The following is an 11700-nucleotide window of genomic DNA, read 5'->3' on the forward strand; positions in this document are numbered from 1 at the left end:
GGACGCCCCGCGGACCGCGCCTCGCGGCGACCGCCGCGAGGCGCGGCAGGGTCAGCTCAGACCACCGAAGAGGGTCGTCACCGAACCGTCGTCGAACACCTCGCGGATCGCCCGGGCGAGCAGCGGGGCGATCGACAGCACCGTGATCTTGTCGAGCTGCTTCTCCGGCGGCAGCGGAAGCGTGTTCGTGACCACGACCTCGCTGATCGAGCTGTTCTTCAGCCGCTCCGTCGCCGGGTCGCTCAGCAGCGCGTGGGTCGACGCGACGATCACGTCGGCCGCACCCGACTCCTTGAGGATGTCCGCCGCCCGGCAGATCGTGCCCCCCGTGTCGATCATGTCGTCCACGATCAGGCAGACCCGGCCCTCCACATCGCCGACCACCCGGTTTGCCACCACCTGGTTCGGCTTCAACGGGTCGCGGGTCTTGTGGATGAACGCCAGCGGGCAGCCGCCCAGCCGGTCCGTCCAGCGCTCGGCGACCCGCACCCGGCCCGAGTCCGGTGCCACCACCGTCATGGGCCGGCCCGCGTACCGCCGCTCCACGTACTCGGCCAGCACGTCCATGGCGAACAGGTGATCCACCGGCCCGTCGAAGAAGCCCTGGATCTGCGCGGTGTGCAGATCCACGGTCAGGATCCGGTTCGCACCGGCCGTCTTCAGCAGGTCCGCGATCAGCCGCGCTGAGATCGGCTCCCGGCCGCGGTGCTTCTTGTCCTGCCGGGAGTACGGATAGAACGGCAGGACGACCGTGATCCGCTTGGCCGAACCGCGCTTCAGCGCGTCGATCATGATGAGGGTCTCCATGACCCACGTGTTCACGCCGTGCGTGACGGACTGCACCACGAAGGCGTCCGAACCACGCACCGAATCCTTGAAGCGTACGAAGATCTCACCGTTGGCGAACTCGTACGCGTCGGCCGGCGTCGGCGCAACGCCGAGCACCTCGCCGATCTCCTTGGCCAACTCCGGAAAACCACGTCCGGTGAAGAGCATCAGGCTCTTACGGTTTTCGGCGACGATGCTGCCCATGGGCCCGTCTGCTCCCGTTGGTCGGTGATGCCCGGCTCGGTGGTGGTGGGCCGGGGACTAGTCGGTTGCAGTATCTCCCGCAGCGGATTCCCCGCCCACCGCCTCGGCATCCCCGTGGATTGCCTCACCTTCACTTGCCGCCCCGGCGCCGGCGGTCGCACCCTCCGCCGCCCGCACCGCCCGCTCGGCCGCCTCCGCCGACACCGTCCCGGGCCGCTTGCGGGCCACCCAGCCCTCGATGGCGCGCTGCGGCGCGCGGGCCACACCCAACGCGCCCGGCGGCACGTCCTGGCTGATGGCGCTGCCCGCCGCCACGTACGCCCCGGCGCCCACCTCGACCGGCGCGATCAGGACCGTGTCGCAGCCGACGAACGCCCCCTCGCCCACGACCGTGCGGTTCTTGTTCACACCGTCGTAGTTCACGAAGATCGTCGCGGCGCCGATGTTCGCCTTCGCCCCGATCGTCGCGTCACCCACGTACGACAGGTGCGGCACCTTGGCGCCCGGGCCGACCTCGGAGTTCTTCACCTCGACGAACGTGCCGACCTTGGACTTCTCGGCCAGCCGCGCGTCCGGGCGCAGGTACGCGTACGGGCCGACGCTGGCGCCCGCGCCGACCTCGGCGCCCACCGCGTGGCTGCGCAGCACGGTCGCGCCCTCGCCCACCACCGTGTCGATCAGCGTGACGTCCGGCCCGACCACCGCGTTCGAGCCCACCACCGTGGCGCCCCGCAACTGGGTGTTCTGGTCGACCACCGCGTCCCGGTCCAGCGCCACCGTAACGTCGATCCAGGTGGTGTCCGGGTCGAGGATGCTCACGCCGGTGCGCATCCAGCCCTCGTTGATCCGGTCCCGCAGCAGGCGGCGCAGCGCCGCCAGCTCGACCCGGTCGTTGCAGCCCAGCGTCTCCACGTGGTCGGGCGCGACGTGCACCGTCACCGGCTCGCCCGCGGAGCCGAGCAGGCCGAAGACGTCGGTCAGGTACTCCTCGCCCTGGTCGTTGTCCGTGGAGAGCTTGCCCAGCGCGTCCCGCAGGCGGGCCACGTCGAACGCGTAGCTGCCGGCGTTGATCTCCCGGATCGCGCGCTGCGCCGGCGTGGCGTCCCGCTCCTCGACGATCTGCTCCAGCCGGCCGTCGGCGGCCCGCACGATCCGGCCCAGGCCGGTCGGGTCGGGCACCTCGGCGGCGAGCACGGTCGCGGCCGCGCCGGCCTCCTCGTGCGCGTGCACGAGCGCGCTCACCGTCTCCGGGCGCAGCAGCGGCACGTCCCCGTTGATGACGACGACGGTGCCCGTGGCGTCGGGGACCGCCTCCAGCGCGATCCGCACCGCGTGGCCGGTGCCGAGCTGCTCGGCCTGGAGCACCGGGACGGCGTCCGGGGCGATCTCGGCGAGGTGCGCGCGGACCTGGTCGGCGCCGTGGCCGACCACCACGACGGTGCGGTCGGCGTTCAGGGGCGCGGCGGCGCTGAGCACGTGACCGAGCAGCGTACGGCCGAGCAGCGGGTGCAGCACCTTCGGCAGCGCCGACTTCATCCGCTTGCCCTCACCGGCGGCGAGCACGACAACGGTGCGGAGGTGGGGCTGGGACACGACGTGGCTCCCGTCGGGACGGCAACACTTTCGCGGCCATGCTAACCAGACATCGACCGGCGATTGGCACGGCCATGGCGAATGCCAACAAAGCCGTGTGAGCTGGGGTGCCTGGATTCGAACCAGGAGCTCAAGGCTCCAAAGGCCTGCGGGTTGCCGTTACCCCACACCCCAATGAATGTCAAGCGTTACGGTCCGACTCCAGGGCCCGCGCCGCCTACTTTCTGGAACAGCTCGGCGATCATACCTTCGATCCGCCAGTAGAGCTCGCGACTGCGCGGCACGTTGATCACAAGACATCCGCGATAGTCGGCGCCGGTGTTGCGCCGGACGGTGACCGGGTTGTGCCTCTTGAGGGTGGGCCGGCGGAACCGGTCGGGCGGCAGGGCGAGCCGCTGGGCCCACCAGCTGGTCGCCGCGGCCGCGTCGGCGGTCTCGTGGATGCTGACCCGGTACGTCGGGACCGAGCGATCGACGCCGCAGGTCTCCAGGAAGCTCAGGAAGGGCGCGAGCAGGCCGGGGTCACTGTTGATGAACTGCACATGGTCGTCGCGCCGCCACGGCTTCGACTTGGCACCCTCGCGCCAGTAGACGGCCGCGCCGAGCAGCAACAGGTCCCGGTCGTTGAGCGGCCCGACCGCCCTGGCCGCCTCCGCGTGCTGCCGGGCACGGGCGGCGTAGACGCGGTTTCGGCCCAGGCCGGTGCGGGCCCGGATCTCGCGTACGGAGAGCCCGTCGACGGCGCGGAGTCGGCGCACCTCAGCGGCCATGGGATCGGCCTCGGGATCGGTGACGGGTCGGCGTTAGGACGGCGGTACGACGAGGAGGATTCGCGAACTTCCCCGTGCGATCTACGGTCCCGTAAGTTACGGTGACGTAGGCGTAGCTTCGTTGATCTCTTCTACCCCTGCTGCGAGGTGCCATGTCGACCGCTCTGCTCGAACCCAAGGCTTCCGGACCGAAACCACTGACCCAGGGCACCCAGTCGCCCGCCATCCTCATCGCCCTCTGGGCGTTCGTGGTGATTCCGTTCGCGGCCCTGATCGCCGCGGTGCCGGTTGCCTGGGGTGGCTGGTTGAGCTGGACCGACGTGGGCATCGCCGCCTTCTGGTACGTGATCTCGGGGCTCGGTGTCACGGTGGGCTACCACCGCTACTTCACCCACGGCTCGTTCAAGGCCCGGCGCTGGCTGCGCACGGGGCTCGCGGTCTCCGGTTCCCTGGCAGTGCAGGGCGAAATCATCCAGTGGGTCGCCGACCACCGCCGGCACCACGCGTTCTCCGACGTGGAGGGCGACCCGCACTCCCCATGGCGGTTCGGTGAGAGCGTCTGGGGTCTGACCCGGGGCATGTTCCACGCGCACGTCGGCTGGATGTTCAACCGGGAGATGTCGAACCGGGAGCGGTTCGCCCCGGATCTGGTCGCCGACCGCGACATCAACCGGGTCGACAAGCTCTTCCCGCTGCTGGTGACGATCTCGCTGCTCGGTCCGGCCCTCATGGGCGGCCTGCTGACCTGGTCCTGGCAGGGCGCGCTGACCGCGCTCTTCTGGGGTGGCCTGGTCCGCGTCGCGCTGCTGCACCACGTCACCTGGGCCATCAACTCGGTCTGCCACGTGTACGGCGAGCGCCCGTTCGCGATGCGCCAGGGTGACCGGGCGGCCAACTTCTGGCCGCTGGCGATCCTCTCCTTCGGCGAGAGCTGGCACAACCTGCACCACGCCGACCCGACCTGCGCGCGGCACGGCGTCCTGCGCGGCCAGGTGGACATCTCGGCCCGGGTGATCTGGTTCTTCGAGAAGATCGGCGGGGCGTACGACGTGCGCTGGCCGAAGCCGGAGCGGCTCGCCGCGAAGCTGGTGTCGCCCGCGGGGCGGTAAATGCGGGCGATGGTCCCGACGGTTACCTGGCAGTATGGCCAGGTGACCGGACGAGGCGGGGGGCGTGCCGCAGGGCCCGACGACAGGGGGGCCGGGTCCGAGGCGGGTACGGTCGGCGGGCGCGTGTGCGCCTTCCGGCCGTACGCCAGTGAGGCGGCGGGGTGAACGGGCACAGCGGAGGCACCATCCCACGGCAGGGCGTCACCGAGCGCCGGCGAGGTGACGAGATGGCGGATGTCCCAGGTAACGACGGCGGCGGCGATCGGCGTCGGGCGGTGCCCGCCAGCGGCGCGAAGCCGTCGTCGCGGGTGCGCATGTCGGCGGCGCAGCGCCGGGAGCAGCTGATCTCGATCGGCCGGCAGCTCTTCGCCGAGCGCGGTTTCGACGCCACCTCGATCGAGGAGGTGGCGGCGCGGGCGAAGGTCTCCAAGCCGGTGGTGTACGAGCACTTCGGCGGCAAGGAGGGCCTCTACGCGGTGGTGGTGGACCGTGAGGTCCGGGCTCTGCTGGATCGGATCACCACCGCGTTGACCGCCGGCCATCCTCGGGAGCTGCTCGAGCAGGCCGCGATGGCCCTGCTGGGTTACATCGAGGAGGAGACCAGCGGGTTCCGGGTGCTGGTGCGGGAGTCGCCGCTGATGTCGGCCACGGGCAACTTCAGCAGCGTGCTCAACGACGTCGCCCACCAGGTCGAGCACATCCTGGGCGCGGAGTACAAGAGCCGGGGGTACGACCCGAAGCTGGCGGAGCTCTACTCGCAGGCGCTGGTGGGCATGGTGGCGTTGACGGGGCGCTGGTGGCTGGAGGTCCGCAAGCCGCGTAAGGAGACGGTGGCGGCGCACCTCGTGAACCTCGCCTGGAACGGGCTGTCGCACCTGGAGGCGAAGCCGACACTGATCCGGGCCCGCGGCCGCTGACGGGGGTCGCGCGCCGGGGTCAGCGGTGCGCCTCCGAGACGGGGTGGTTGCGGCGCTGCCGTTCCTGCTCGGCGTGTTCCGGTGTGCCGATCTTGTCGTAGAGGCCGGTGCCGAGCAGGACGAGGCCGAAGATCATGGACACGATCACCGTGGACATCGAGAAGTTCAGGAAGTTCCCCTCGGTCTGCAGCAGCGACATCATGAGGATGCTGGTGACGAGGAAGACGATGCCGGCGGTCAGGTTCATGTAGTGGCCGAGGTTGGTGCGGCGTGAGGCACCGACGAGCAGGAACGCGCCGAAGATCACCGACGCCAGCGAGAACGCGAGGTTGGTGCGGAGCCCGAGCACCCAGTGGCTGCCGCGGCCGAAGAGCGGCTCTCCGGCGGTCTGGACGACTCCCCAGACGCCGAAGACGAAGATGTAGAGCCCGATGATTCCGGAGAGGACGCGGTAGATCGGCCGCGCCGGATGGTTGACCGGAAAGTGCGCCATGATGCCTCTCCTCCGCCCGAGTTGCCCGGTTCCGGAGGATTGTCGCGCGCCACGCGACGCCACGTCCGCGAAACGGCCACAGCGCCGGGAGACAGAACTGCCTCGCCGAACCGGCCGAGCGGGGGAAAAACTGTCCCGCCCCACCTGGCCGACGGGCCGGGCGGGGCGGGAGCAGGACTGTCCGGAGGAACCAGAGGGTCAGAGGACGAGGCGGGCCTTCTGCCACGCCTCCTTCTCCTCGTCCGAGCCGACCTTGCCGTACATGCCGACCATCAGCAGGACCAGCCCGGCCACCATGAGCACGATGACGGTGACCACGTTGAAGTTGAAGATGTTCGCGTCGGTCCGGATGAAGGCGAGCCCGGCGAGGCTGACGGCCATCACGACGTACGCCAGCCACTGGTTGATCATCACGTCGATGTTGCGGCCGAGCGCCGTGCCGGCGAGCACCACGATGCCGAGCAGGATGCTGACCAGCGAGAAGCCGAGGTTCGTGCCCTGACCGAGGACCCGGGTGTCGTCCTGGGCGAAGAACTCGTTGCCGGCGCTCGTGATGACGCCGAGCACACCGAAGACCACCAGGTACAGACCGGTCAGCCCGCCGATCGCCCGGTAGATCGGCCGCGCGGGGTGGTTGACGGGGGTGTGGGCCATGTCTGAGTCTCCAACGCCGTTCGGGTGAGGTCGCCGATGATTCTCCCGCACGTCGGGTTGTGACGCCGCACACGGGGCCCCCACCTGGGGCGGCGGCGGCTGGCCGGGCCCCGGAGGGGGACGAGCCGTCAGTCCGCGGGCAGCTGCTCGGCCAGGGTCAGCCAGGTCTCCTCGGTGCGCTCACGCTCGGCCCGCACGTCCTTGAGCTTGCCGTCCAGCTCGGCGACGGTGGCGTAGTCGGTGGCGTTCGCGGCCAGCTCGTCCAGCAGGGCGGCCTCGCGTTGCTCCAGCTTGCCGATCTGCCGTTCCAGCCGGGTGAGTTCCTTGCGGGCCTGCCGCACCTCGGCGGCGGAGAGACCGGTGCGGGCCGGCGCCTCGGGTGTGGCGGCCGGCACGGCCTCCGTGCTCGCCGACCCGGGTCGGTTCGCGGCGCGGGCCAGGTACTCGTCGACCCCGCCGGGCAGGTGCACCAGCCGGCCGTCGCCGAACATCCCGTACGCGACGTCGGTGACCCGCTCGATGAGGTAGCGGTCGTGGCTGGCCACGACCAGCGTGCCCGGCCAGGAGTCGAGCAGGTCCTCCAGCGCGGCGAGGGTGTCGGTGTCGAGGTCGTTGGTGGGCTCGTCGAAGAGCAGCACGTTCGGCTCGGCGGCGAGCAGCCGGAGCATCTGCAGCCGGCGGCGCTCGCCGCCGGACAGGTCGCTGACCGGCGTCCAGAGCCGGCGGTCGTCGAAGCCGAAGATCTCGGCGAGCTGCGCGGCGGAGATCTCCCGGTCGCCGAACTGCACGCGCCGGGCCACCTCCTCGACGGCCTCCAGCACACGCAGGTGCCCGGGGAGTTCGGCGAGTTCCTGGGAGAGGAACGCGGGCCGGACGGTGGAGCCGGTGACGAACTGGCCGCCGTCGGGCCGGGTGACGCCGGCCAGCATCCGCAGCAGGGTGGTCTTGCCGGCGCCGTTGGCGCCGAGGATGGCGATCCGGTCGCCGGGGCCGACCTGCCAGGTGACGCCGTGCAGGATCTCCTTGGGGCCGGCGTGCAGGGTGACGTCCTCCAGGTCGTACACCTGCTTGCCGAGCCGGGCCGTGGCGAGCCGCTGCAGCGACATGGTGTCGCGCGCCGGCGGGACGTCGGCGATCAGCGCGTTGGCCGCCTCGATCCGGAAGCGCGGCTTGGAGGTCCGGGCGGGCGGGCCCCGGCGCAGCCACGCGATCTCCTTGCGGAGCAGGTTCTGCCGGCGGGCCTCGACGGCCGCGGCGACCCGTTCCCGCTCGGCCCGGGCGAGGGTCCAGGCGGCGAAGCCGCCGTCGTACGCCCGGACGGTCTGGTCCCCGACCTCCCAGGTGGTGGTGCAGACGGCGTCGAGGAACCACCGGTCGTGGGTGACCACGACGAGGGCGCCCTTGCGGCCGAGGAGGTGCCGGGCCAGCCAGTCGACGCCGCCCACGTCGAGGTGGTTGGTGGGCTCGTCGAGGATCAGCAGGTCGGAGTCGCGGACGAGCAGCGCGGCGAGCGCCACGCGGCGGCGTTCGCCGCCGGACATGGGGCCGACCGGCTGGTCGAGGCCGAGGTGGGGCATGCCAAGGCCGTCGAGGATGGCGCGGACGCCGGCGTCGCCGGCCCACTCGTGCTCGGCGCCCATGCTCTCGTCGAGCCATTCGGTGCCGAGCACCACGTCGCGCACGGTCGCGTCCGGGGCGAGGGTGAGGTTCTGCGGCAGCCAGGCGACCCGCAGGTCGCGGCGGTGGGTGACTCTCCCGTCGTCCGGGGCCTCGGTGCGGGTGAGCATCCGCAGCAGCGTGGACTTGCCGGCGCCGTTGAGGCCGACCACGCCGATCCGGTCGGCGTCGTCGAGGCCGAGCGAGACGTCCGTGAGCAGCTGCCCCGCGGCGCCGTAGCCCTTGGACACGCGGTCCAGGTTGACGATGTTGGCCACGACCTACCTTCCATGATCAAGGCGTCCCGGTGCCGGCGGGCACGGGACGCCTGGCTTCCAGCGTACGCGGACGCCCCGCGATCCACGCGTCCCCGCTGCCGGGCACTGTGGGGCGGTCCGGAAACGCGGCCCGCCCGGCGGCGTCAGACGATTCGCGCGCCGGCCACCGGGCCGTGCGCGACCCGCACCTCGCGGCACACCCCGGCGGCGGACAGGTCGGCGGCGATCCGGCCGGCGTGCGCCTGGTCGGCGGCCAGGAAGACGCAGGTGGGCCCGGAGCCGGAGACGATGCCGGCGAGCGCGCCGGCCGCCTCCCCCGCCTTCAGGGTGTCGGCGAGCGCCGGGCGCATGGCGAGGGCGGCGTCCTGGAGGTCGTTGCCGAGGGCTGCGGCGAGCACCCGGGGGTCCCGCTGGCGCAGCGCGGCGAGCAGCCCGTCGGTGCTGCCCAGGGGCGGGCCGGCGGTGCCGGCCTCGCGGAGCCGGTCCAGCTCGCGGTAGGCGGCCGGGGTGGACAGGCCTCCCTCGGCGATGCCGACCACCCAGTGCCAGGAGGTGGGGCGGGCCAGGACGGGGCTCACGGCCTCGCCGCGCCCGGTGCCCAGCGCGGTGCCGCCGTGGATGAGGAACGGCACGTCGGAGCCGAGGTCGGCGGCGATGCCGGCCAGCTCGTCGCGGGACAGCCCGGTGCCCCAGAGCGCGTCGCAGGCGACCAGCGTGGCGGCCGCGTCGGCGCTGCCGCCGGCCAGCCCGCCGGCGAGCGGGATCTGCTTGCGCAGGTGCAGGCGCGCGTACGGGAGGACGCCCGCGTACCCGGCGAGGGCGTGGGCCGCCCGGATCACGAGGTTGGAGTCGTCCAGGGCCAGCTCGCCGGCGCCTTCGCCCTCCATCGTCAGCGTGAGCGTGTCACCGCGGCGGGCGGTCAGCTCGTCGTGGATGGAGATGGCGTGGTAGACGGTGTTCAGCTCGTGGTAGCCGTCGCGCCGCAGCGGCCCCACCCCGAGGTGCAGGTTGACCTTCGCGGGCACACGGACCTTCACGGGCCCGCTGGCACCGCGCCGCTCGTCGTCGCCGTCCGGTCGCCAGGCCTCGGTCACGGTGCGGTGTCTCGCAGGCGCGGGCGAATGTCGAACGGCTTGTCCACGATCAGCTCCTCGGCGGAGTCGGCGACCGGCTCGTACCGGCCGTCGACCAGGTCGTACGCGTACAGGTGCGGCGGGTGCCGGACGCCGGCGTCGGCGGGCACGGCGCCAGCCTACTGCCCGGCGGGTGCGGCGGCCGGAGCCGACGCGGCGATGGCGGCGAACTGGTCGACGGTGAGCGACTCGCCCCGCGCTCCGGGGTCCACGCCCGCCGCGGTGAGCGCGGCGGCGGCCCGGTCCGCGCCGCCGGCCCAGCCGGCGAGGGCGGCGCGCAGCGTCTTGCGCCGCTGGGCGAACGCGGCGTCGACCACCGCGAAGACCCGTTCCCGGGCCACGTCGGCCCGGGGCGGTTCCCGCCGGGTGAAGGCGACCAGGCCGGAGTCGACGTTCGGCACCGGCCAGAAGACGTTCGGGGGTACGCGGCCGGCGGCCCGGGAACGGGCGTACCAGGCGAGCTTGACCGAGGGGATGCCGTACACCTTGGAGCCGGGACCGGCGACGAGCCGGTCGGCGACCTCCTTCTGCACCATCACGAGACCGTGCCGCAGACCGGGCAGCTCGGCCAGCAGGTGCAGGACGACCGGCACCGCCACGTTGTACGGCAGGTTCGCCACGAGCGCCGTGGGCGCCGGGTCGGCGAGGTCGGCGGCGGTGATGCGCAGCGCGTCCGCGCGGTGCACGGTGAGCCGGGCGGCGTCCGGGCCGGCATGGCGGGCGGCGGTGTCCGGCAGCGCGGCGGCCAGCACCGGGTCGATCTCGACGGCGTGCACGTGCGCGGCCACCGGCAGCAGGGCCAGGGTGAGCGAGCCGAGCCCGGGGCCTACCTCCAGGGCCACGTCGTCCGGGGCGAGCCCGGCCGTCGTGACGATCCGCCGCACCGTGTTCGGGTCGTGCACGAAGTTCTGCCCGAGCTTCTTCGTGGGGGCCACGCCCAGGCGGGCGGCCAGCTCGCGGATCTCCGCCGGGCCGAGGAGACCGGTCATACGGTGCAGCGTAGGCAGGAGACGGAGGAGCCCGGCGCGCACCCCGGGGGCGGCGGGGTCACCACGGGCCGAAGACGCGGTCGCCGGTGGCGGAGATGGCCGCGCAGAGCTCGTCGAGGTCGGCGCCCGTGGTGTCGGCGAGCGACCGGACGGTCAGGGGAATGAGGTACGACGCGTTGGGCCGCCCCCGGTGCGGGGTCGGGGTGAGGTACGGGGCGTCGGTCTCCACGAGGATCTGGTCGAGCGGCGTCAGCGCGGCGGCCTCCCGGAGCGGCTGCGCGCTGGCGAAGGTCACCGTGCCCGCGAAGCTGAGCAGGTATCCCCGCCGTACGCACTCGGCGGCGAACTCGGCGTCGCCGGAGAAGCAGTGCAGCACCACCGTGTCCGGCGCGCCCTCGTCGTCGAGGATGCGCAGCACGTCGGCGTGCGCGTCGCGGTCGTGGATGACCAGCGCCTTGCCGTACCGCTTGGCGATGGCGATGTGCGCCCGGAAGCTCTCCTCCTGCGCGGCGCGGCCCTCGTCACCGGTGCGGAAGAAGTCCATGCCGGTCTCGCCGATGCCGCGTACCCGGTCGTGGGCGGCGAGCGCCTCGATCTCCCGCAGCGCCTCGTCGAGGTCGGGAAGGCGGGGAGCGTCGTTCGGGTGCAGCGCCACGGTGGCCACCACGGCCGGGTACCGCGCGGCGGTCTCCACCCCCCACCGGGATGAGGGGACGTCCACGCCCACCTGCACCAGACGGTCGACCCCGACGCGGGCGGCGACCTCGACGGCAACGGCGACCGGGTCGTCGGCGGGACCGCCGCCCGGCACGCCGGCCTCGCTGACCGTGATGTCGAGGTGGGTGTGGCTGTCGAGCACCGGCCGGGGCAGCGGTTCCGGCGCGGGCGGGAACTCGCCGGCCCGGCGGGCGGCACGGGCGCGACGCGATTCGGTCTGGTCCGTCGGCTGTTCGGTTGGCTCGGTCATCCACCAAAGGATCACACACGGGCCTGGTCCACCCGCCCGCCACCTGCTGTTCACCTCGATTACCGAGTGCGACTCTACGGTCGCGGCGTGAGCGAGCGGCCGTGGCAGC

The 11700-nt window shown here is 72.5% G+C and carries 12 protein-coding genes and 1 tRNA gene; 2 read left to right on the forward strand and 11 right to left on the reverse strand.

Annotated features, from left to right (window positions below; genetic code table 11):
• Positions 1–51: 51 nt before the first annotated feature.
• The 4 genes from D7193_RS07940 to D7193_RS07955 all read right to left on the reverse strand — a co-directional run bounded on the left by D7193_RS07940 (position 52) and on the right by D7193_RS07955 (position 3395).
• The gene (locus D7193_RS07940; RefSeq protein ID WP_120778634.1) at positions 52–1032 is read right to left on the reverse strand and encodes a ribose-phosphate diphosphokinase; all 981 of its coding nucleotides are present in this window, start codon (positions 1030–1032) and stop codon (positions 52–54) included.
• 57 nt (positions 1033–1089) lie between these two features.
• Positions 1090–2625, reverse strand: coding sequence for a bifunctional UDP-N-acetylglucosamine diphosphorylase/glucosamine-1-phosphate N-acetyltransferase GlmU (glmU, locus tag D7193_RS07945; RefSeq protein WP_120778635.1), 1536 nt, complete (start codon positions 2623–2625; stop codon positions 1090–1092).
• A 102-nt stretch (positions 2626–2727) separates the two neighbouring features.
• Positions 2728–2799: transfer RNA gene (locus D7193_RS07950), tRNA-Gln, on the reverse strand.
• Positions 2800–2813: 14 nt separating this feature from the next.
• On the reverse strand, positions 2814–3395 hold the full coding sequence (locus tag D7193_RS07955) for a hypothetical protein (protein ID WP_120778636.1): 582 nt from the start codon (positions 3393–3395) through the stop codon (positions 2814–2816).
• A gap of 152 nt (positions 3396–3547) precedes the next feature.
• Here D7193_RS07955 and D7193_RS07960 point away from each other — a divergent pair, with 152 nt between their 5' ends.
• Together D7193_RS07960 and D7193_RS07965 are read left to right on the forward strand one after the other, a co-directional pair.
• Positions 3548–4504, forward strand: a complete 957-nt coding sequence (locus tag D7193_RS07960; RefSeq protein WP_120778637.1) for an acyl-CoA desaturase — start codon at positions 3548–3550, stop codon at positions 4502–4504.
• Positions 4505–4731: 227 nt separating this feature from the next.
• Entirely contained in the window at positions 4732–5421 is a 690-nt protein-coding gene (locus tag D7193_RS07965; protein WP_120778638.1) for a TetR/AcrR family transcriptional regulator, read from the forward strand.
• A 19-nt stretch (positions 5422–5440) separates the two neighbouring features.
• Here D7193_RS07965 and D7193_RS07970 read toward each other — a convergent pair whose 3' ends face one another.
• The 7 genes from D7193_RS07970 to D7193_RS08000 form a co-directional block, all read right to left on the reverse strand.
• Positions 5441–5914 carry a DUF4383 domain-containing protein gene (locus D7193_RS07970; protein WP_120778639.1) on the reverse strand — a complete coding sequence of 158 codons (474 nt, stop codon included), beginning with the start codon at positions 5912–5914 and terminating at the stop codon, positions 5441–5443.
• 198 nt (positions 5915–6112) lie between these two features.
• Complete coding sequence (locus D7193_RS07975) at positions 6113–6568, reverse strand: DUF4383 domain-containing protein (protein WP_120778640.1); 456 nt, start codon at positions 6566–6568, stop codon at positions 6113–6115.
• A gap of 128 nt (positions 6569–6696) precedes the next feature.
• Positions 6697–8502, reverse strand: coding sequence for an ABC-F family ATP-binding cassette domain-containing protein (locus tag D7193_RS07980; protein ID WP_120778641.1), 1806 nt, complete (start codon positions 8500–8502; stop codon positions 6697–6699).
• A gap of 143 nt (positions 8503–8645) precedes the next feature.
• Positions 8646–9596, reverse strand: coding sequence for a 4-(cytidine 5'-diphospho)-2-C-methyl-D-erythritol kinase (locus tag D7193_RS07985; protein WP_120778642.1), 951 nt, complete (start codon positions 9594–9596; stop codon positions 8646–8648).
• The gene (locus D7193_RS07990; protein ID WP_187356245.1) at positions 9593–9745 is read right to left on the reverse strand and encodes a hypothetical protein; all 153 of its coding nucleotides are present in this window, start codon (positions 9743–9745) and stop codon (positions 9593–9595) included. Before D7193_RS07990 ends, D7193_RS07985 begins: the two co-directional genes overlap by 4 nt.
• A gap of 9 nt (positions 9746–9754) precedes the next feature.
• A complete protein-coding gene (gene rsmA, locus D7193_RS07995) occupies positions 9755–10624 on the reverse strand; it encodes a 16S rRNA (adenine(1518)-N(6)/adenine(1519)-N(6))-dimethyltransferase RsmA (protein ID WP_120778643.1) in 870 nt (289 codons plus the stop codon).
• A 58-nt stretch (positions 10625–10682) separates the two neighbouring features.
• The gene (locus tag D7193_RS08000) at positions 10683–11591 is read right to left on the reverse strand and encodes a TatD family hydrolase (protein WP_120778644.1); all 909 of its coding nucleotides are present in this window, start codon (positions 11589–11591) and stop codon (positions 10683–10685) included.
• Positions 11592–11700 lie beyond the last annotated feature (109 nt).

The organism is Micromonospora costi, from assembly GCF_003626655.1.
Lineage (GTDB): Bacteria > Actinomycetota > Actinomycetes > Mycobacteriales > Micromonosporaceae > Micromonospora > Micromonospora costi.